The following is a 19,288-nucleotide window of genomic DNA, read 5'->3' as shown; positions in this document are numbered from 1 at the left end:
GTCGCGTCAGGCCCGAAGCGGCCCCCCTCAAGGCGTTCGTGAAACCTTATTATCGAATGTCGTTTCGGCCAGCGGGCGCATGGCGAACGGCGGGCGCGGAATGTGCAGTTTGGCGTCTTTGCGCCGCCGCGCGACCGACTTTTGCAACGCCAGCAGAAATCCACGTCGCGCGGCACTGGCATTGATGCTGCGATTGCGTCCATGGCGCAGGAAATTCACGCAAACTGTTGCGGACTGATCAAACCTGGCGCTTTGCTCGAACGCGCGCAGAAGATAGTCGACGTCTTCCCCTTGCACGAATTCCGTGTCGAATTGCCCAAGTCGATCCACAAATCCACGCCGGAAGACTGCGGCGCCGAGGTAGGGCGCATAAAGCTCCCTCCGCCGGGCGGTTCGCGTCGGCTGACCCGAAACATAGTCAAGCCCGTCCACCAGCCGAATGCGGCCAAAGGTGAACCGTAGGGCGTCATTTTTCTCGAACTGGGCGGGGATGGCGGCAAGGTAGCCCGGGCAGAACACATCATCGCTGTCCAGAAAGGCCACCAGATCGCAATCTGGCGGAAGCGCCTCCAGCCCGGCATTGCGCGCGGCGGCGGCGCCCTTATGGGCCTGTTCGATGACGTTCAGCCGCGGTTCAATCCAGGCGTATTGGGCCAGAACCTCGTGCGAATGATCGCGCGATCCGTCGTTGACCACGATGACATGCACATCGTCTGCCTGCCGCAAGGCAGACCCGACAGCGTTGCTGACGAAATCTGCGTGGTCGAAACAAGGGATAATGACACAAAGTTTCATGTTACGGATACCTTTTGAAAACCGCATATCAAATAGGCGCCAGCGTTCATATGTCTTTTGACTTGGGAGGCAAGTGAAAATGTGCGCTCCAATCCTTGGCTTCCCCCAATAGCGCGGCGTGAAATCCCTGCCCGATTAAACCCAGCCGTTGACAGATGTGCCGCAGATCACTCAATTCTGCCTTGTCCGATGAACACAGGTGATCCTGCGGCGGACAAGGCGCAGTCCAACCGTGAAGGGTGCCGGATGAAGGACGTTCCAGCCAACGAAGCGGCAACGCCCACCACCCCGGCGGCGCATCTCGACGCGCTGTTTCGCCCGGCCTCGGTCGTCTTTGTGGGCGGATCGAACCTGGCGGCTGCACTGCGCTTTCATAGGGATCAGGGGTTCGCCGGGCAGACCTTCGTGGTCAGCCCGAAGTATGACGCGATTGAGGGGTTCGCCTGCACAAAGTCAATTAAGCCCTGCCAGCCACTGTGGATCTGGCGTTTGTCGGCGTCCCCCGGCACGCCGCAGTCACGGTCATCGCCCAGTTGCGCGATCAGGGGTGCAAGGCGGTTATCTGCAACGCCGCTGGTTTTCTTGAAACCGGCGATGACGATTCGCAGGCCCGGTTAAGCGACGCCGCCCGAGGCATGGCGCTTCTGGGTCCGAATTCGATCGGGTTGGTCAACTTCCTCGACCCGATGGCGGCGGTGATGGATCATTTCGGCTGCGCGCACCCGACATCCGGCGTGGCCATCGTCAGTCAGGGCGGCGGGTTCCTGTGTGATTGCGTCTTCGCCGACCGGGGGCTGCCGGTGACCCATCTGGTAGGCTGTGGCAACCAGGCCGGCGTTTGCGTGTCCGAAGCGACGGAATACCTGCTGAACGACCCGCGCGTCACCGCTGTTGGCCTCAGCTTCGAAGGGGTCGGGGATATTGCCGCTCTGCGCCGCGCCGCCGCTCGGGCCGCGACACTGGGCAAGCCCATCGTTGCGCTGAAGTTTGGACGCTCGGACGTCGGGGCGAAGGCGGCGGCCAGCCACACAGCCTCGATGACGGGGGCGGGGGCGGCCTGGGACGCGCTGTTCGACCGCCTGGGGATCATCGCGACGAACACGATGTCGGAATTTCTTGAGACGTTGAAACTTGTCGATGCCGGGCAGGTGCCGCGTGGACGGCGGGCGCTGGTGACGGCGGCATCGGGCGTTATGGGGATCATGCTGGCCGATCATCTGAGCGCGGCAGGCTTCGAGCTGCCGCAACCGACGGACGAGATCACCGCGCGGATGCGCCCGCTGCTGCCCGACATTGCCACGCCCGCGAACCCGATGGATGTGACGATGGCGGCGTGGAACGATACCCGGGCACAGACCGCATTCCAGTCTGTGCTGCTGGAAACCGGCTATGACCTGGCGATTCTGGTGCAGAATTACCCGCCCGAGGGCGCCTGGGACGTCTCTGAATACGCCGCCCAGCTTGAGGCGCTGGCACAGGCGGCAGAGGGGCGCGACATGGCCCTGATCCAGCTTGCCCCGCTGATCGACTGCCTGCCTGCCAGCGCGCGCGAACAGACGCGTGCGGCAGGCATGGTGCCGATGCAGGGGCTTTCGGAATGCATTGCGGCGCTGGGCCTCACGCTTCGCTGGCGGGAACGCCTGGACGCGATCCGGCGCGAGGGGCCGGAAGCGCTGATCTGCGGTCAGGCAAGCCCCGCCACTGGGCGGACCTTGGACGAATTTGACGCGAAAGAACGGCTGGCCGCTGTCGGAATTCCGGTGCCCGCAGGGCGCAGATGTGCACCGGGCGACGCGGCAGAGGTTGCCCAAGCGCTTGGCTTTCCGGTGGCTCTGAAAGCGCTGGATGCAGCGCTGCTGCACAAAAGCGACGCAGGCGGCGTGGCCTTGGGTCTGTGCACCCGTGATGCGGTTGAAGCGGCTGTCGCGCAGATGCAGGCGATGATACCGACCGATCGGGTGATGGTCGAACGCATGGCCCCGGTAGCGGTGGCCGAGGTTATGGCCAGCGTCACAACGGACCCGGTCGTGGGCCGTGTGATGATGATCGCAGGTGGCGGCGTTCAGGCCGAATTGTGGTCGGATCAACGGCTGATCGCCGCCCCGTTTACCCGCCCGCAAATCGAAGCGGCGCTGGCCTCGCTGAATGTCAGCCGGCTGATCGGCGGATATCGCGGCGCATCGGCAGGCGATCAGAACGCGCTGATCGACGCATTGTGCGCCCTTGCCGCGCTTGATGGCGACGTCGAGGTTAATCCGATCCTTGTCCACGAACAGGGTGTCACCGCCGTCGATGCCGTCATGCGCCTGGCCGAATAGATTCACGCCCCCGTTGCCCGCCGCTGGCGCCCCGGCGAAGGGCAAGGTCCGCCAAACCGGTCACATCGGAAACGCCGGGGTCGAGTTCAACGCACATCCCGCCCCTGGTTGAGGATGATCACATTCCCGCTGCAGATATCCCCCGCCGGTGACACCAGAAACGCCACCCATGCCGCCACTTCGGACGGTTGCATTGCTTGTCCGTGCGGCATCTGCGCAATTGCCTTGGAGAGCACCTCTTCGCTGACCACATTGAACAGCGGTGTCTCGGTCATTGCGGGCGCGATCGAGTTCACGGCGATCTTGTCGGTCGCGTACCGGCGCGCCAGATCCTTGGTTAGCGTATCCATTGCCGCCTTGCTGGCGCGGTAATGCGGCGGATCGAACACGTCGAAATTATACGCCCCGTTGGACGAGATATTGACGATCTTCTTCACGCCCGGACGGGTCAGCATGCGCTGCACGGCTTGTTGGCAACAGTGAAACGCGCTTGAAAAATTCAGCGCCATCTGGCGGTCGAATTCTTCTGGCGGAATCTCGGGGAATTCGGACATCAGGCAGGTGCCGGCGTTGTTCACAAGGATATCGACACCGCCGAAATGCGCCTCGACCTGCGCGAAGGCCGTACTGACAGCCTTTGCGTCGGTCAGGTCGACGGTCACGGGTAGAAACGTGTCGCCATACTGGGCGGCCACATCGCGCAGCCCGCCTGCGTCAATATCGAACCCGGCAACCCTGATCCCGTCGGCCAGAAGCGCAGCGGTTATGTGGCGCCCCATTCCGCCTGCGGCCCCGGTGACGATGGCGATTTTGTCGGTCATAGATGGAGTCCCGAAACTGTAGCTGCGGTGGCCACGCTTAACTTTGGAAAGATCCCAACCGTGCGTGGCGGTTCACGTCCTTATAAAGCAGATAGCGGAACGGCCCGGGCCCGGCGGCATAGCAGGCCTGCGGACAGAACGCGCGCAGCCACATGTAATCGCCGGCCTCAACCTCGACCCAGTCGGAGTTGAGCTTATAGACGGCCTTGCCTTCGAGCACGAACAACCCGTGTTCCATGGCGTGGGTTTCCTCGAACGGGATGACCCCGCCAGGCCGAAACGTGACGATATTGACCTGCATGTCGTGTGACAGGTCGTCGGTTTCAACAAAATGGGTCGTTGCCCATGCATCGGTGTTGGACATGGGGCGCGCGGCAACGTCCTGATCCGATGTGACAAATGCAGTCGGCGCGGCAATGTCATCTGCGGGTACATATCGCTTGCGGATCCAGTGAAAACTGGCCGGGTCACTGCCCGGATTGGTCAGGGTCCAGTCTGCGCCCGGCGGGATAAACGCATATCCGCCCGGCGCCAGAACATGCGTCTGCCCGGCAAGCGTCAACTGCGGCGATCCTGCAACCACGAACAACACTGCCTCGGCCCCCACATCGGGTTCGGGCATGCTGCTGCCGCCGCCCGGCGCAACCTCGACCAGATAGTGCGAGAATGTTTCGGAAAAACCGGACATCGGGCGCGCCAGAACCCAAAGGCGCGTCTTGTTCCAATGGGGCAGGGCGCTGACCGTGATGTCGCGCATCGTCCCGCCGGGCAAAACGGCATAGGCATCGGTGAAAATCGCGCGCCCGGTCATCAGGGCTGATTGCGGCGGCAGTCCGCCGCGGGGGATGTGATACTGGGTCATGCAGTCAGGGTTAGCGCGCCGTTCATGTCAGGGCCAGAGCTTTGACACCACCGGCATGGCCCGCCAGTCGATTTTTTTTCGCACAGCGCAAGTTGGCCGGTGCGACATGCCAAATGCGCCTTGCGCCATGCCTGGCCCGCCAGGAACCCCGGCCTCGACCCTAAGCGCGAATCAGCACGCCTGGGGCCGCTGTCAATGAACCGCCCGGCATCGCCTGATACGACTGGCGCACCACCGACACCAGATCACCAAGCGCTGCATTCCGCCCCACATCGGCCGCATAGAGGTTCACCTGCGTCCGTTGTAACTCTGGCAGCGCTCCGCCATGCTGGACGACTTCCATATAATGCGGAATCGTCCCGTCGACGGCGACATGCAGTGCCATATCTGCGCTGACTGTCGCCTCGATCGAGCGTGTCGAGTTCGACTCGACCGCCATCTCCCAGGCGATGCCTGCATCATCCAGCGCCCGCTGTGCGCCGGCTCTGAATATGCAGGCGCGTTCGAATGCCAGCCGCAAGGGGCGCTTTTTCCAGGCGTTGCCGCCCGGCGCGCCAATCCAGACCAGCGCCCGTTCGATCAGCGTCTCGCCGCCCGCGTCGCAACTGTCTTCGGTCGTCAGGATCAGATCGCATTCGCCATGATCAAACTTTTCTTTCAGCCGCTTCGTGTTGGACGAAATCAGCTGCACCCGAACGCGCGGATAATCGCAGGCAAATCGCTGCAACACCTTCGGGATGGCCGGATAAACGATGTCATGGGGCACGCCGAGTTTGATTTCACCTTCGTAATCCTGATGGGTCAGACGGGCGAAAACCTCATCATTCAACTCCAGCATCCGCCGCGCATAGCTCAGCAATTGTTCGCCCGAACTGGTCAGTGCGATGGTACGCCCGGACCGGTCCAGCAAATCCAGTCCGACCGAGACCTCCAACCGTTTCAACTGCATCGACACCGCCGATTGCGTCAGGTTCAGAAAGCCCGACGCCCGTGTCACCCCGCCGCTTTCGGCGACGGCCACGAAGGATCGCAGGGCGGTCATGTCCAGATTTCTCGGCATATCACGATCCTTGATAGCTTAGGTCAAAATCATTCGTTTCCAATATGTGCCATGTTTTGGCATATACATCAACATTGATGATAAAACCGATCCCACCGATCACAAGTAGTGAGGTTACGCCATGACACCGACCAATACCATTGCCTGCCAGCCGATCGCACGCAGAACCGGTCTTGTGGCACGTATTCTGCGCCTGAATGAGGTCTGGAAACAGCGTGACCATCTGGCAAAGCTTGACGATGCGGCCTTGAAAGACATCGGATTGACCCGTGATCAGGTGCGCGCCGAACGGACGCGCCCGATCTGGGATGCACCGGATTACTGGCGGTTCTGACAGTGCTGGCGCGGTTGCTGGCCAGATCGCCGGTTGGCCTGCCCAACCGGCGATTTTGAGTCGTAAATGCAACACTTTAGGCAGTGATGCGCATGCAGGACTGTCGACAGCCGCGCCAGGCCTGCTATAACTGTCCAGGGCAGCAACCGGCGAAAAACGACCGGCGGCGCCCGACGGGCAGAGACGACAAAGGCAGGCAAACAATATGACCAACACCGCACCGATGGGTGATGACTTGCGCCGCAAGATCATCGCCGACCCCGATGTAATTCTGGAAGATGGCGACGTGATGCGCGCCCTGATTGCCGCCAATTCGGCCAGTCTTGGCGAAAATGTCGTCGATCTGCGCGGTGTCGCCTTTGAACGCCTGGAAGAGCGCCTTGGCCGGTTGGAAGATGCCCACAAGGGCGTCATCGCCGCCGCCTATGAAAACCTGTCGGGCACCAACATGGTGCACCGCGCGATCCTGAAACTGCTGGAAGCACCGGATTTCGACGGGTTTCTTGAGGATCTGCCAGAACTCGCCACAATCCTGAAACTGGACGGCATTCGCCTGGTCCTTGAAAGCGCCGAGGCCTGCCAGGCCCCGAAACTGTCGGGCGTGTCGGACATCATGAAAGTGGCCGAACCGGGATACTGCGAATTCTATGCGACCATGGGGCGTGGCGGCACGGCGCGCAAAGTCTCGCTGCGCCAGACCTCGGCCAGTGACGCCGCGTTTTGGGAAGACAACGACAGCTGGATCGCGTCCGAGGCTTGCCTGCTGCTCGACTTCGGAGCCTCAAAGATGCCCGCCATGCTGGTGTTCGGCTCGGAAGATCCGCACCAGTTCGCGCCCAGCCACGGCACCGACCTGCTGACCTTCTTCGCCGAGGTGTTTGAACGCGCGATGGCCCGCTGGCTGGCGTGACCGCGCCGGTCCTGTCCGAAGGCCTGGGCGATGCGCTGCACCGCTGGCTGACCCATATAGCCACCATCGAAAACCGCGCCGCCGCCACAGTCGGCGCATATCAGCGCGACGTCCTCGGCTTCCTGGCCTTCCAGCAAGGCCACATCGGCGCAAGTTTCGGGCCGGGCGCGCTGGCCCGGATCAGCGTGCGCGACATGCGCGCCTGGATGGCACATGAGCGTGACCGGGGCGTCGCACCCCGTTCGCTGGCACGCAGCCTGTCGGCGGTGAAAACCTTTGCCGGATGGCTGGCGGAACGCGACGGCTTCGACGTCACCGCCATCCTTGCAACCCGCAGCCCCAAATTCCGCCGCAAACTGCCCCGCCCCCTCAGCCCGGGCGATGCCAGGGCGGTGATTGACCGTCTGGACGTCAATTCGAACACGCCCTGGGTCGCCGCCCGCGACGCGGCTGTGGTGACACTGCTCTATGGTTCGGGCCTGCGCATATCCGAGGCGCTGTCCCTGACCGGCGCAGACTGGCCGATGGGCGACGCCCTGCGGGTTGTCGGCAAAGGCAATAAGGAGCGCGAGGTTCCGGTTCTGCCCGTCACACGGGACGCCATCGCCGCCTATCTGAAGGCCAGCCCGCACCCCATCGAACCCACTGCCGCCCTGTTTCGCGGTGTGCGCGGCGGTGCACTGAACCCGCGTACCCTGCAAGGGGCGGTGGCGCTGGTCCGCACCCAACTGGGCCTGCCCGCCAGCGCCACACCCCACGCCATGCGCCATTCCTTTGCCACCCACCTGCTGACGGCGGGCGGCGACCTGCGTGCGATCCAGGAACTGCTCGGCCACGCATCCCTATCCACGACGCAAGCCTATACGGCCGTCGACACCGCCCGGATGATCGACGTATACCGCGCCGCCCACCCCCGCGCCTGACCAAACCCCCGTCTTCTTGTCGATAAATATCCCGGGGATGAATTGGCCGAAGGCCAAGAAGGGGCTGGCCCCTTTGCCACGCTGTCGACCAAACCTGCCACCATCGGTTTGCGCCCCATCGGGATATGCGCCATGACTGCGTCCCATGAACCCACGCATTCCCGCCCTCGGAGTCCACATGCTGACCGCCACCGGTGCGGTCCTCGCCATGCTTGCGATGCTCGCCGCGGTCGAGGAAAAATGGGCGCTGATGTTCCTGTGGCTGGTCATCGCCTTCTTTGTGGACGGGATCGATGGCCCGCTGGCGCGCCGTTTTGACGTGAAAACCAACGCGTCCGAATTTGACGGCGTGCTGATGGACCTGATCATCGACTATCTGACTTACGTTTTCATCCCGGCCTATGCCTTGTTCAAATCCGGCCTTTTGCCCGGCTGGACGGGGTGGATCGCGATTATCGTCATCACCTTTGCCAGCGTCGTTTACTTCGCGGACACGCGGATGAAGACCAAGGACAACTCGTTCTCCGGCTTTCCCGGATGCTGGAACATGGTGGTGCTTGTGCTGTTCGCGACGCATCCGAATTTCTGGGTTATCCTTGCCATCGTCTGCGCGCTGGCCATCGCGATGTTCCTGCGCCTGAAATTCGTCCACCCGGTACGGACGGAACGTTGGCGCGTTGTCAGCCTGCCCATCGCATTGGCCTGGACCGGTTTCGCCGGTTGGGCCGCCTGGGTCGAGTTCGACCCGCAAAGCTGGGCGCTTTGGGGGTTGGTGGCGACGTCATTGTACCTGACATTCGCCGGTATCGTGCAGCAGCTGACCGAGGACTAGCGCCGCGCGAAACTGACCGGTATTCCCCGATGGACCGAGTTGCTGACTGTGCTGTCGGCAATCGCTGCGTCGATCACCGCGCTTGCTTCGCCGCCATCAGCCAGTTTGCAGTCGACGGTCAGCAGCGCTCCAACTACCAACAGCGGCTCGCCTTCCAGATCAAGCGTCACTTCTACGTTGATCGGACCCAGTGGTGTCGGCAGCGCCTCTGCCATGTATCGCAGATCGTTGCAAAGGCAGCCGCCGAGCGCCAAGGCCAACATTTCGCCACCGTTGAAGCCAAGCCCGGTTCCGCCAGCGCGACCTTCGGCGCGGTCGATCACCACAGTGTGGCCGCTGGCCCAGCCGACTGCAGCACCTGTTTGCGGCAGGGATGTCAGCGATACGCACATCTGGGCCATTATTCGCTCCCTCAGGTATTGGTCGTCAGATCAGTAGCCCCGCAGCGCCTTCCAACCGCAACAAGGCCACCTTGGCCTCGATTCCGCCAGCGCCAGAGTATCCGCCCAGACCGTTTGCTGCCAGCACCCGGTGGCACGGCACCAGGATCGCCAGCGGATTGGCCCCGCAGGCCTGTCCGATGGCCTGGGCCGGCACACCCAACTCGTCCGCCAGATCGCCATAGGTGCGCGTCTGCCCAAACGGGATCGCACAGAGCGCCGCGTAAAACCGTGTCTGGAACACCGATCCGTGCGGGGCCATCGGAACTGTGAAATCCTGCAACGTGCCGGCGAAATACGCCTGCAATTCCGCCACCGCATCGGCCAGCACGCCACCTTCGGCTGGCGGCCCCTCGGCCCAGTCCAGCGCCACAATTGCCCCGTCCCGCTCGATCAATGTCAGCGGCCCGAGGGGACTGTCCAAACCCGCCCTCATGCCAGCCGCGTCAGCGCGATGCCGACCACAATCGCCATCGCCGCCAAGGCCTTGCCGCGATCCATCCGTTCGCCGAAGATCAGCCAGCCGATCAGCACCGCAAACAGGATCGAGGTTTCGCGCAGCGCCGTGACCAGCGCAATCGGCGCAACCGTCATCGCCCAGACCACAATTGCATAGGTCAGGAAGGACAACCCGGCGGCGATAATTCCGCGCATTCAGATACGCCCCGGCGCCCTGAAAGGTTTCCCACCCAGCATCGTCCCGGTGATGAGCCCATAGAAAATCCCGTCCAACAGGAACATCCAACCAACGAAATACTGCGCATCCCCCGTCAGCCGCGCGCCCAGCCCGTCGAGGATCGAATAGCTTGCCGTCGCCAGTGCCGAGCCGATGGCAAACGGCAGCATCCGTCGGCTTTCGCCCGAAGTGAAGACCCCCCGCGCCATCAAACCCAGCCCTAGACCGATCACGATGATCCCGATGTATTCCGCTGGTTTGACGACATCCGACAACCAGATCGCCCCGAAGATCAGCACCATGATCGGCGCACCACCGCGCGCTATGGGATAGACGCGGGACAGGTCACCGCGCTCATAAGCATAGGTCAGAAACAGCTTATAGATCGTGTGGACCAACCCCGAGGCGAGGAACCAGGGCCAAAGATGCGCCGCTGGCCAGGGCTGCCAACCCACCAGTGCCAGCCCGATCGCCCCTTGGGTCAGCGACATGATCAGCATCGTCGAAACCCGGTTGCCCACCGCGCCCCGGATCAGCGCATTCCACGCAGCGTGCAGGAAGGCGGCGGCTAGGACCGCAAGGAAAACGGTGGTGGTCATCTGAAAGGCAATCCGCCGGTTCGAGGGGGTCGCCCGATGATGGGTCAGATGAGGTCAGGCTTCAATCGGCAATTCACCAAATCAGGCTGTTTGGCATTGAGGGGACGCTGGCGAAGATAGGCCAAGCCGGGCGAGCGCCTGACCGGGGGTAGGCGATGCAACAGTGGTGTGTGGCAATTAATGGTTTTGCGTTAACTCCAGACTACGAAAGTTTCGCGACCCATCGAATTCGCCTGCTCGTCACGCCAGAGGCGTGCCAAAGAATCACGGCGTACCTTTGGTGCGCCGGACGGTCAGGCGATCGCCCGGCGCCCTACGGGCTTGATTCCGGGCGAAGAAGTGGGCGGTGCAATCATGGCCTTCAGGCCAGAAACGCTTGGCCAGCCAATGCCTTAACCCAACGCCGCATCACATCGCGCACATGCGCCCGCATGATCGTGCGACCCCACGTCCGGCAGGATTTTCCAGCACCGCTTACACTTGTCGCCATCGGCACGTTCGAACACCACACCCACGCCCGCAACCTCGGGCAGGCGGAATGCCTCGGCCGGGGCCGGATCGCCGCTGAGAACCACGCCCGAGGTAATGCAGATGTCGTCAAACGGCACCGTCTTCAGCGCCGCCAGCGCCTCGGCGTCGTCAACATGCACCACCGGGGCTGCTTCCAGCGATGCACCGATCACTTTGTCTGTCCGCTGAACTTCCAGTGCTGCCGTCACCACCCGCCGCACCTGCCGGATCGCGGCCCATTTGGCCGCCAGTGGTTCGTCCAGCCAGTCCGCAGGTGTCTCGGGAATATCGACCAGATGAACCGAGCTACCCTCACCCGGGAACCGTTCCAGCCAGACCTCTTCCATTGTGAACACCAGAACCGGGGCCAGCCATGTCGTCAGCCGGTGGAACAGGATGTCCAGAACCGTCAGCGCCGCCCGCCGCCGGGTGCTGTCCGCCGCGTCGCAATAAAGCGCATCCTTGCGGATGTCGAAATAGAAGGCGCTTAGCTCCACCGTCGCGAAGGTGAATAATTGCTGAAACACACCCTGGAAATCATAGGCGTCATAGCCCGCGCGCACCTTGTGATCCAGCTCGGCCAACCGGTGCAGCACCCAGCGTTCAAGTTCCGGCATATCCTCAACCGGCACCCGATCCGCGTCCGAGAAATGCGATAGATTGCCCAGCAGGAACCGCATCGTATTCCTGAGCCGGCGATAGCTGTCGGCGGTCCCTTTCAGGATCTCCTGCCCGATCCGCTGATCGTTGGTGTAATCCGTCTGCGCCACCCACAGCCGCAAAATATCCGCGCCGTACTGCTTGACGACCTGGTCCGGCACCGTGGCATTGCCCAGCGATTTGGACATCTTCACGCCCTTCTCGTCCAGCGTGAAGCCGTGGGTCAGCACGCCCCGATATGGCGCGCGGCCCAGCGTGCCGCAGGCTTGCAACATCGACGAATGGAACCAGCCGCGATGTTGATCCGTGCCCTCAAGATAAAGATCGGCGATCCCGTCTTCGGAGCCATCTTCCCGGTCGCGCAAAACAAACGCATGGGTCGAGCCCGAGTCGAACCACACGTCCAGGATGTCATCGACCTTGGTGAACTCATCGGGGTTTTCCAGCCCGTCGAGGAAGCGCTCCTTCGCGCCCTCGGCATACCAGGCATCCGCGCCCTCGGCATCGAAAACCTCGACAATGCGGGCGTTCACTTGCGGGTTTCGCAGGATGTAATCGTCGTCATCCGGCTTCGCGCCGTTGCGCACGAAACAGGTCAGCGGCACGCCCCAGGCGCGCTGACGGCTCAGCACCCAGTCGGGCCGGGCCGAGATCATCGAGTGCAGCCGGTTCCGCCCGGATTGCGGCGTCCATCTCACCAACTCGTCGATACTGGTCAGTGCCCGTTCCCGGATGGTCTTGCCGTGGTCGTCCTGCCCGTCGCCAACTGGCTTGTCGATCGCGACAAACCACTGCGGTGTATTACGGAAGATCAGCGGCGCTTTGGAGCGCCAGGAATGCGGATAGCTGTGCGTCAGCCGCCCCCGCGCCAGCAGCGCACCGATCTCGACCAGCTTGTCGATCACCGCCCCATTCGCATCACCCTCTTTCCCCTTGCGGTTCAGGATGTATTTGCCGCCGAACAGCGGCAGACCGTCGCGAAATCCGCCATCTTCCATGACGTTGTAGGTCATCGGCAGGTTGTGTTTCAGGCCGATCTGATAGTCGTCGTCGCCGTGGCTTGGCGCTGTGTGGACAAAGCCGGTCCCGGCCTCATCCGTCACATGATCGCCAGGAAACAGCGGCACGTCATAGTCCCATTCGCCATTCTCAGCCGCCCCGCGCAGCGGGTGAGCACAGACCAGCGAGGCCAGTTCATCCGCCGACACGTCCCGCAGTTTGCGGTACATTGAGGCATCGAGACGGGCCTGCGTGAACACCTGCTCGGCCAGTGAATCCGCGACCAGATATTTGTCTCCGATACTTAGCCAGCATTCTTCTGGTCGACCTGTAACCTCGTACAAACCATAGGAAATTTCGGGCCCAAAACAGATCGCCCGGTTTTGCGGGATGGTCCAAGGTGTTGTTGTCCAGATGACAACTTGTACACCCGCCCATTCAGTTCGCTCAACAATTGTCACCGCGTGGTCAATGGCCCCCGAGGCACCCCGAACAGCGGACTCTACCGACACCACCGGAAACTTCACCCAGATCGTGTGGCTCTGGTGGTCGTGATACTCGACCTCCGCCTCGGCCAAGGCGGTCTTCTCCACCGGCGACCACATCACCGGCTTGCTGCCCTGATAGAGCGTCCCGTTCATCACGAACTTCTGCAATTCCTCGGCGATCACCGCTTCGGCGTGGAAATCCATCGTCAGATAGGGATCGTCCCAGTTGCCGGTCACACCCAGACGCTTGAATTCCTCGCGCTGAACATCCACCCAGCCCTCCGCAAACTCACGACATTCCTGCCGAAACTCGACCAGGGGCACCGCGTCCTTGTCGCGGCCCTTCTTGCGGTATTTCTCCTCGATCTTCCATTCGATCGGCAGACCGTGACAATCCCAGCCGGGGATATAACGCGCGTCCCGGCCCAGCATCTGCTGGGACCGCACCACCATATCCTTCAGGATCTTGTTCAGCGCATGCCCGATGTGCAAATGCCCGTTGGCATAGGGCGGCCCGTCATGCAGCGTGAAGGGCGTCCGAGGGCTCCCATCTTTGCCCGTCCGGGCAAGGGCGGCCTTATCCCGCAACCGGTCGTAAACGCCAATCTTTTCCCACTTGGCCAGCCACTCAGGCTCTCGCTTGGGCAAGCCCGCGCGCATCGGAAAATCAGTCTGCGGCAGATGCAGGGTGTCTTTATAGTCGGGCACTTCGGGCGTGTCGGCGCACATCGGGCTAACCTTCGCAATCAGAGGAATTTCAGGGGGTGCGCATCGCGCGAACTCCGGCAGCGCCGAGGGTGCCTCAGCGCGCCGGGCACGTAATTCGTATGAAAACGATCCGGTTCATGGCGCGCCTTATAGGCCCGGCCCAACTGGCATTCAAGGTGCGCTTGACCAAGCCGCCGGACCATGCCCCATTACAGCCAAGGCAACGGATCGTCCGCACCAACGCCCCTGACCATCATTGACCCACAAATATCCCCGCCGGAGGCATAAATCTCTTCTCCTGACCCCCTCAAAATCGCCATCATCGGTGCAGGTATCGGCGGCCTTGCCGCCGGCGCACTTCTGGCCCGCCTGGGCCACGCGGTGTCGATCTACGACCAGTTCGCCGCCCCGGAACCCGTTGGATCCGGCCTCGTAATCCAACCCGTTGGTCAAAACGTGCTGGGCGAGATTGGCGTTCTGGATCAGGCCCTTGCCCTCGGCACCCCGGTGCGCCGGATGATCGGGGGCACAGGGGCGGCGCGCCGGGTGCTGGATGTCACCTACGATCGCTCCGGCATCCGCTTTGGCCTGGGGATCCACCGGGCGAGCCTGTTTGATACGTTGCTGCGCGCCGCGCGCGGTGCCGGTGCAACGCTTCACCCGGGTCACGCGGCGCTGTCGTGCGCGGATGGCCATGTCAGTTTTGCCGACCACCGCGCCGGGCCTTTCGACCTGATCGTGGATGCCGCCGGGGCGGGGTCTCCGCTAACGTCGCTCAAGGCCCGCGCCCTGCCGTTTGGGGCGGTCTGGGCCACGGTGCCCTGGCCTGGCACCACTGGATTGCCGCGCGACGTCCTGTCCCAACGCTATGAAAAGGCGTCGAAAATGGCCGGGGTGTTGCCGATCGGGCGGATGCCGGGCAGCGAGACACCGCTGGCGGCAATCTTCTGGTCATTGAAGGCGACGCGCTATGAAAACTGGCGCGACACGCCACTGCAACGCTGGAAATCCGATGCCGCCACCTTGTGGCCCGCCTTCGCGCCGTTCCTCGACACGCTGAACGATCACAGTAACCTGACGATGGCACGCTACAGCCACGGCACGTTGTATCGCCCCAACGCGCCCGGAATTGCCCGGATCGGGGACGCGGCGCATCAAGCCAGTCCGCAATTGGGGCAGGGGGCGAATATGGCCTTGCTGGACGCGCTCGCCCTGGCGCGCGCCGTTGATCGCCACCCGCTGGATCGGGCGTTGCACACTTATGCCCGCAGCCGTCGTGTCCATATGGCAACGTACCAATTGCTCAGCCGGTTCCTGACGCCGCTTTATCAATCCGATCACTGGCTGCCACCGCTGCTGCGTGACCAAGTTTTCGCGCCGCTTGTGGCAATCCCACCTGTGCCGCGCGTCTTGGCGCGATTGGTAAGTGGTGATCTGGTGCGGCCGATCCGGGGCTGAGGAGCCCTTCGGGCAGGCGCGACCAGAAGCGACACGGCGTACGCGCGCTCACCTGGACGCAAACAACCCCGTCAGCGCCCTTTGCACGATGCCAGTCACCCGGGGACGCTTCTGTCCGCGAAACGCCAGTGGGCGGCAAACCTCGATCGCGGCGACGCCGACGCGCGCCGTCAGGGCGCCGTTCACAAGCCCCTCGCCAAAACGGCGGGACAATTTCGACAGAACCCCGCCACCAGCCAGTGAACCGATCATGTCATCGCCCACCGAAACAGCCCCCGTGGCCACCAGATGGGTCAGCACCGCGCGGGTCAGCCGCCAGGTTTCCAGCGCCCCGCCGCGCCCGCCGTAAACCTCGGCGATGCGGCGGATCATTCGCAGGTTCGCGCTGAGCGCCACGACGATATCGGCCAGGGCCAGCGGCACCAGCGCGGTCACCATCGCAACTTGTCGCGCGGCGGCCTCGACCTCCAGCACCGCAGCGGCGTCCAACGGCGCCAGCAGGTCCGCCTCGGCCAGGTCCAGCAGGGCGGCGGCATCGAACATGTCGCCCCGGCGTTCAGCGAACCGTTCGCGCCCCCAGGTCAGCGCCTCGCGGCCTGCATAAAGGCGGTCCAGCCGGTCCGCGACCGCGCGCGCCGCACCCAGATCCTCGGCGGCCAGGGCCGCGTCGGCTGCGCGGCGCAGCCGGTCCAGCCTCGCCAGCCGCGCAATCGCGGCCAGTTCGCGCAGCGCAATCACCGCGCAGACCAAAACCAACGCGCCGCCCAGCCCGGCCGCAACCGTGCCCAACACCGGGCTAGACGCGATCAGGCCTGTCACGAAATTCCACGCCGCGAGTGAGGCGATGAACAAAACGAAGCTGACCAGCAGCCCCCAGAACCAGCGCGACAGCCGCGAGGCCGGTCGCCCCGCCAATCGCGCCACGCGCTGCATCGCGGCACCGCTTTCGCTGTCCGGGGCGTCGGGAACCGGGGCGACATCTGCTGGGCCGGGCAGGTCGGGGTTTGCGTCCATCCGGATCAATGCGGGCTTTTGTTTCTCGCTCATAACCAATCCCCGATCAGATATTCAAGCGCCCGGTCCAGCCGGATATGGGGCGGGCCCGCGCCGGGCTTCAGCGACATGGGTGAGGGCGCGAATTCCGCGCTCTGATACCCGTCGCCGGTCCAATCCGTTGCCCCGTCGCGCGCAGGCCCCAGGATCGCACCCGGGTCGTCGGGCAGGTCGCCGGGATGAAACGCTGCATCGCCGCCATCCGCCAGACGCCCGCGCACCACGTCCAGCATGGTCCCGCGGTGCTCGATCCGCTCTTCCGTGGTGGTGCGCAGCGCCGCAATCGCCATCGCCGCGACATCCGCCCCGGCAAACTCGGCCCGGTCACTGGCCCCGCGCAGCAAACCCCGCGGGATCCCTGCCAGGGCCGCATGTTGCGAATGGTGTAGGTGATCCGCCTTGGTCGCTGCAAACAGCAACTTGCCAACCCGCCGCCCGCCCAGCAGTCGCCACAACCACGAGGTTCGCCCGGGTCGAAATGCCGCCAGCAGGTCGCCCATGACACGCTCCAGCTCGGCCACCGCCTGCGGGCCTTGCCCCAGCGCGCCCAGCACATCGACCAGCACGATCTGGCGGTCGATCTGCGCAAAATGATCGCGAAAGAACGGGCGCACGATGCGGGACTTGTACGCCTCGAACCGGCGGGCGAATTCGGCCCTTTGCGATCCACGCCGGTTTGGCCCTTCCGGCAGGGGCGCGAAGGTCAGTGCGGGCGATCCGGCAAGATCACCGGGCAACAGGAACCGACCGGGCGAGGTGTCCATGTGGCCGCAAGCCTCCATCGCGCCCAACGCCTCGGTGTAGGATTGGGCGAGTGCCTGCGCGACAGGTTCGTCATGCCGTGCCGCCCCGACTGCGCCACTTGCCAGTTCCAGATACGCCGATGCCTCGGGCCGATCCGCCATCAGGGCCAGGCGGTCCGCCGACCAGTCGTCATAGCTTTTGTCCAGCAGGCCAAGGTCCAGCAACCACTCGCCCGGGTAATCGACGATATCCAGATGCACCGTTCGCGCGCCGCGCAGCCCCCCCAGCAACCCGGTCGGCCGCAACCTGAGTGACAGGCGCAGCTGGCTGACCGCGCGGGTGCCTTCGAGCCATTGCGGCTGTGCGCCGCTCAGACTGGCCAGATGGCTTTCATAGTCAAAACGCGGAACCGTGTCGTCCGGCTGGGGCTGCAGGAAGGCCGCTGCAATCCGCCCGTCCCCGGCGGCCAGCAGCCCGGGCATGCGGCCACGATCCAGCAGGTTCGCGACTAGCGAGGTGATGAACACGGTCTTGCCTGCCCGGCTGAGGCCGGTAACGCCCAGCCGGATCACAGGTTCGAAGAAGGCGCCGCCAATGGCATGGCCCACACCTTCCACACTGTCTGTCACACCCTCGGCCAGTCGTCCCAGAACCATTGCGGTCCCCTGCTGTTGTCACGTCGGCCCTACATAGGGTGCGCGCGGCGGCATCACCAGTCGCCACACCCAGATTGCCAGACCCAGCGGCCTGCGCTATGGCCCCGCCTTGAAGGAGCGCCCATGCCGCGTTTTGCCCTGAAAGTCGAATACCACGGCGCGCCCTATTCGGGGTGGCAGCGTCAAGTGGGCCCGCCCAGCGTGCAGGCCCGGCTGGAGGGCGCGATCCGCAAGTTGCAGGCCGATGCGCCAGGCATTGCCGCCGCCGGGCGAACGGACGCCGGGGTGCATGCCCGCGGGCAAGTCGCCCATGTGGACTTAAGCCGCGATTGGGACCCGTTCCGCCTGATGGAGGCGCTGAACGCGCATCTGCGCCCCGATCCGGTTGCCGTGCTGGCCGCCGCGCGGGTTGACGACGATTGGCACGCGCGGTTCTCGGCGCGTGAGCGGCACTATGAATACCGCATCATCTGCCGCCGCGCCCCATTGGCGATCGACGCGGGGCTTGCCTGGAGGTTGCGTAATCCGCTGGACGTGGCGGCAATGCAGGAAGGGGCCAACCACCTGATTGGCCAGCATGATTTCACGACGTTCCGGTCCACCATGTGCCAGGCGCAAAGCCCGGTGAAATCGCTGGATGTGGCGGTCGTCACAGAGGGTGCGGTTGATGGTGCGCAAGAGATCTTGCTGACCTTCCGGGCCCGCAGTTTCCTTCACAATCAGGTCCGCAGCTTCGTGGGCACGCTGGAACGGGTCGGCGCAGGCGCATGGCAGGCCGCGGACGTGGCGTCAGCATTGCAGGCCCGTGACCGCGCAGCCTGTGGGCCTGTCGCGCCGCCACATGGCCTGACGTTGCGTGAGGTGGGCTATCCGGACGATCCTTTCGCCTGATAACCGCCTTCCTGGCATGTATTTGTCTTCATTCTGCCCCAATTCACCCGCATGCTACCCATCTGTTGCCAGGGGATAACGAGTGATGGATTTTTCAGCTTTGTTCGCGTTTGATGCGATTGCAGTGGCCTTTCTGGGATGCGTCGCCGTCCGAGAGATTGCGATTGTCACACTGCCCGACAGCGTTGCTGGCCCCGGCGGGTCATTCATCGACACCGCACCGCGCAAGGCCTAAGCCGCCTTAAGGCCGGGGCGCCTTCGGCCGATTGTGTTGAAAAACTCCGTTTTAGGGCCTGAACGATGATTTTTCTTTCCATGCAGCCCGATCCTAAATTTTTGGCGCGGGGGTCGGCCCAAATCGCCTACATGCGCTCACGCGCAGCCATGCGCTGTCTCGTGGTCAAAGCTTTCCGACTATTTCGCTTCATAGGTTTTCGCAAGAAATCCGCGACGCTCTGATTTCGGAGTTTTTCAACACAATCAGCCGATTCTGTGGAAAAACAACGTGTTGCGGGCGCAGAAAGTAGCGATTTGAACATAGCGCGAGCGCC

At 63.5% G+C, this 19,288-nt stretch carries 19 protein-coding genes and 1 pseudogene; 9 read left to right on the top strand and 11 right to left on the bottom strand.

What is annotated here, in order from left to right:
* Nucleotides 1–27: 27 nt before the first annotated feature.
* Nucleotides 28–822 carry a glycosyltransferase gene (locus GKR99_14820; GenBank protein NKB28746.1) on the bottom strand — a complete coding sequence of 265 codons (795 nt, stop codon included), beginning with the start codon at nucleotides 820–822 and terminating at the stop codon, nucleotides 28–30.
* A gap of 219 nt (nucleotides 823–1,041) precedes the next feature.
* Between GKR99_14820 and GKR99_14815 the strand changes: the two genes are divergently transcribed.
* Nucleotides 1,042–1,413, top strand: a complete 372-nt coding sequence (locus GKR99_14815) for a hypothetical protein (GenBank protein ID NKB28745.1) — start codon at nucleotides 1,042–1,044, stop codon at nucleotides 1,411–1,413.
* Between the two features lie 17 nt (nucleotides 1,414–1,430).
* The gene (locus GKR99_14810; protein ID NKB28744.1) at nucleotides 1,431–3,113 is read left to right on the top strand and encodes a hypothetical protein; all 1,683 of its coding nucleotides are present in this window, start codon (nucleotides 1,431–1,433) and stop codon (nucleotides 3,111–3,113) included.
* An 86-nt stretch (nucleotides 3,114–3,199) separates the two neighbouring features.
* Here GKR99_14810 and GKR99_14805 read toward each other — a convergent pair whose 3' ends face one another.
* The 3 genes from GKR99_14805 to GKR99_14795 form a co-directional block, all read right to left on the bottom strand.
* Nucleotides 3,200–3,934: an SDR family oxidoreductase gene (locus GKR99_14805; GenBank protein ID NKB28743.1), complete on the bottom strand. Its 735-nt coding sequence runs from the start codon at nucleotides 3,932–3,934 to the stop codon at nucleotides 3,200–3,202.
* Nucleotides 3,935–3,971: 37 nt separating this feature from the next.
* Nucleotides 3,972–4,796: a (S)-ureidoglycine aminohydrolase gene (locus GKR99_14800; protein NKB28742.1), complete on the bottom strand. Its 825-nt coding sequence runs from the start codon at nucleotides 4,794–4,796 to the stop codon at nucleotides 3,972–3,974.
* A 160-nt stretch (nucleotides 4,797–4,956) separates the two neighbouring features.
* Nucleotides 4,957–5,856 carry a LysR family transcriptional regulator gene (locus tag GKR99_14795; protein ID NKB28741.1) on the bottom strand — a complete coding sequence of 300 codons (900 nt, stop codon included), beginning with the start codon at nucleotides 5,854–5,856 and terminating at the stop codon, nucleotides 4,957–4,959.
* Nucleotides 5,857–5,977: 121 nt separating this feature from the next.
* Here GKR99_14795 and GKR99_14790 point away from each other — a divergent pair, with 121 nt between their 5' ends.
* The 4 genes from GKR99_14790 (at nucleotide 5,978) to GKR99_14775 (ending at nucleotide 8,855) form a co-directional block, all read left to right on the top strand.
* Nucleotides 5,978–6,190: a DUF1127 domain-containing protein gene (locus GKR99_14790; protein ID NKB28740.1), complete on the top strand. Its 213-nt coding sequence runs from the start codon at nucleotides 5,978–5,980 to the stop codon at nucleotides 6,188–6,190.
* 205 nt (nucleotides 6,191–6,395) lie between these two features.
* Nucleotides 6,396–7,100 (top strand): DUF484 family protein, encoded by a 705-nt coding sequence (locus GKR99_14785; GenBank protein NKB28739.1) that lies wholly within the window; start codon nucleotides 6,396–6,398, stop codon nucleotides 7,098–7,100.
* A gap of 11 nt (nucleotides 7,101–7,111) precedes the next feature.
* Nucleotides 7,112–8,023, top strand: coding sequence for a tyrosine-type recombinase/integrase (locus GKR99_14780; GenBank protein NKB28738.1), 912 nt, complete (start codon nucleotides 7,112–7,114; stop codon nucleotides 8,021–8,023).
* 145 nt (nucleotides 8,024–8,168) lie between these two features.
* Entirely contained in the window at nucleotides 8,169–8,855 is a 687-nt protein-coding gene (locus GKR99_14775) for a phosphatidylcholine synthase (protein NKB28737.1), read from the top strand.
* Here GKR99_14775 and GKR99_14770 read toward each other — a convergent pair.
* The 4 genes and pseudogenes from GKR99_14770 to GKR99_14755 form a co-directional block, all read right to left on the bottom strand.
* Nucleotides 8,852–9,256 (bottom strand): OsmC family peroxiredoxin, encoded by a 405-nt coding sequence (locus GKR99_14770; protein NKB28736.1) that lies wholly within the window; start codon nucleotides 9,254–9,256, stop codon nucleotides 8,852–8,854. The genes GKR99_14775 and GKR99_14770 overlap by 4 nt on opposite strands.
* Nucleotides 9,257–9,281: 25 nt before the next feature.
* Complete coding sequence (locus GKR99_14765; GenBank protein ID NKB28735.1) at nucleotides 9,282–9,731, bottom strand: methylated-DNA--[protein]-cysteine S-methyltransferase; 450 nt, start codon at nucleotides 9,729–9,731, stop codon at nucleotides 9,282–9,284.
* Nucleotides 9,728–10,570, bottom strand: a pseudogene (locus GKR99_14760) (EamA family transporter). The gene GKR99_14765 and the pseudogene GKR99_14760 overlap by 4 nt, the downstream one beginning before the upstream one ends.
* 392 nt (nucleotides 10,571–10,962) lie before the next feature.
* A complete protein-coding gene (locus GKR99_14755) occupies nucleotides 10,963–13,956 on the bottom strand; it encodes an isoleucine--tRNA ligase (protein NKB28734.1) in 2,994 nt (997 codons plus the stop codon).
* A 267-nt stretch (nucleotides 13,957–14,223) separates the two neighbouring features.
* On the opposite strand from GKR99_14755, the gene GKR99_14750 reads away from it, so the two are divergent.
* Complete coding sequence (locus GKR99_14750; GenBank protein ID NKB28733.1) at nucleotides 14,224–15,393, top strand: NAD(P)-binding protein; 1,170 nt, start codon at nucleotides 14,224–14,226, stop codon at nucleotides 15,391–15,393.
* 48 nt (nucleotides 15,394–15,441) lie between these two features.
* On the opposite strand, the gene GKR99_14745 is transcribed toward GKR99_14750, so the two are convergent.
* Nucleotides 15,442–16,440 (bottom strand): DUF697 domain-containing protein, encoded by a 999-nt coding sequence (locus tag GKR99_14745; protein ID NKB28732.1) that lies wholly within the window; start codon nucleotides 16,438–16,440, stop codon nucleotides 15,442–15,444.
* On the bottom strand, nucleotides 16,437–17,846 hold the full coding sequence (locus GKR99_14740; protein NKB28731.1) for a YcjX family protein: 1,410 nt from the start codon (nucleotides 17,844–17,846) through the stop codon (nucleotides 16,437–16,439). Before GKR99_14740 ends, GKR99_14745 begins: the two co-directional genes overlap by 4 nt.
* Before the next feature lie 123 nt (nucleotides 17,847–17,969).
* Between GKR99_14740 and truA the strand changes: the two genes are divergently transcribed.
* Together truA and GKR99_14730 are read left to right on the top strand one after the other, a co-directional pair.
* Nucleotides 17,970–18,737 (top strand): tRNA pseudouridine(38-40) synthase TruA, encoded by a 768-nt coding sequence (truA, locus tag GKR99_14735; protein NKB28730.1) that lies wholly within the window; start codon nucleotides 17,970–17,972, stop codon nucleotides 18,735–18,737.
* An 85-nt stretch (nucleotides 18,738–18,822) separates the two neighbouring features.
* Nucleotides 18,823–18,972, top strand: coding sequence for a hypothetical protein (locus GKR99_14730; protein ID NKB28729.1), 150 nt, complete (start codon nucleotides 18,823–18,825; stop codon nucleotides 18,970–18,972).
* 127 nt (nucleotides 18,973–19,099) lie between these two features.
* Here GKR99_14730 and GKR99_14725 read toward each other — a convergent pair whose 3' ends face one another.
* Nucleotides 19,100–19,276 carry a hypothetical protein gene (locus tag GKR99_14725; GenBank protein NKB28728.1) on the bottom strand — a complete coding sequence of 59 codons (177 nt, stop codon included), beginning with the start codon at nucleotides 19,274–19,276 and terminating at the stop codon, nucleotides 19,100–19,102.
* Nucleotides 19,277–19,288: the final 12 nt, after the last annotated feature.

This window comes from Paracoccaceae bacterium (assembly GCA_012103375.1).
GTDB lineage: Bacteria > Pseudomonadota > Alphaproteobacteria > Rhodobacterales > Rhodobacteraceae > WLWX01.
The sequence above is the reverse complement of the archived record's forward strand: the minus strand, read 5'-3'. Positions and strand labels throughout refer to the sequence as shown.

Coding starts and splice junctions, on each gene's coding strand:
- GKR99_14820 (NKB28746.1), bottom strand. CDS start 822: ATGCGGTTTTCAAAAGGTATCCGTAACATGAAACTTTGTGTCATTATC.
- GKR99_14815 (NKB28745.1), top strand. CDS start 1,042: ATGAAGGACGTTCCAGCCAACGAAGCGGCAACGCCCACCACCCCGGCG.
- GKR99_14810 (NKB28744.1), top strand. CDS start 1,431: ATGGCGCTTCTGGGTCCGAATTCGATCGGGTTGGTCAACTTCCTCGAC.
- GKR99_14805 (NKB28743.1), bottom strand. CDS start 3,934: ATGACCGACAAAATCGCCATCGTCACCGGGGCCGCAGGCGGAATGGGG.
- GKR99_14800 (NKB28742.1), bottom strand. CDS start 4,796: ATGACCCAGTATCACATCCCCCGCGGCGGACTGCCGCCGCAATCAGCC.
- GKR99_14795 (NKB28741.1), bottom strand. CDS start 5,856: ATGCCGAGAAATCTGGACATGACCGCCCTGCGATCCTTCGTGGCCGTC.
- GKR99_14790 (NKB28740.1), top strand. CDS start 5,978: ATGACACCGACCAATACCATTGCCTGCCAGCCGATCGCACGCAGAACC.
- GKR99_14785 (NKB28739.1), top strand. CDS start 6,396: ATGACCAACACCGCACCGATGGGTGATGACTTGCGCCGCAAGATCATC.
- GKR99_14775 (NKB28737.1), top strand. CDS start 8,169: ATGAACCCACGCATTCCCGCCCTCGGAGTCCACATGCTGACCGCCACC.
- GKR99_14770 (NKB28736.1), bottom strand. CDS start 9,256: ATGGCCCAGATGTGCGTATCGCTGACATCCCTGCCGCAAACAGGTGCT.
- GKR99_14765 (NKB28735.1), bottom strand. CDS start 9,731: ATGAGGGCGGGTTTGGACAGTCCCCTCGGGCCGCTGACATTGATCGAG.
- GKR99_14755 (NKB28734.1), bottom strand. CDS start 13,956: ATGTGCGCCGACACGCCCGAAGTGCCCGACTATAAAGACACCCTGCAT.
- GKR99_14745 (NKB28732.1), bottom strand. CDS start 16,440: ATGAGCGAGAAACAAAAGCCCGCATTGATCCGGATGGACGCAAACCCC.
- GKR99_14740 (NKB28731.1), bottom strand. CDS start 17,846: ATGGTTCTGGGACGACTGGCCGAGGGTGTGACAGACAGTGTGGAAGGT.
- truA (NKB28730.1), top strand. CDS start 17,970: ATGCCGCGTTTTGCCCTGAAAGTCGAATACCACGGCGCGCCCTATTCG.
- GKR99_14730 (NKB28729.1), top strand. CDS start 18,823: ATGGATTTTTCAGCTTTGTTCGCGTTTGATGCGATTGCAGTGGCCTTT.
- GKR99_14725 (NKB28728.1), bottom strand. CDS start 19,276: ATGTTCAAATCGCTACTTTCTGCGCCCGCAACACGTTGTTTTTCCACA.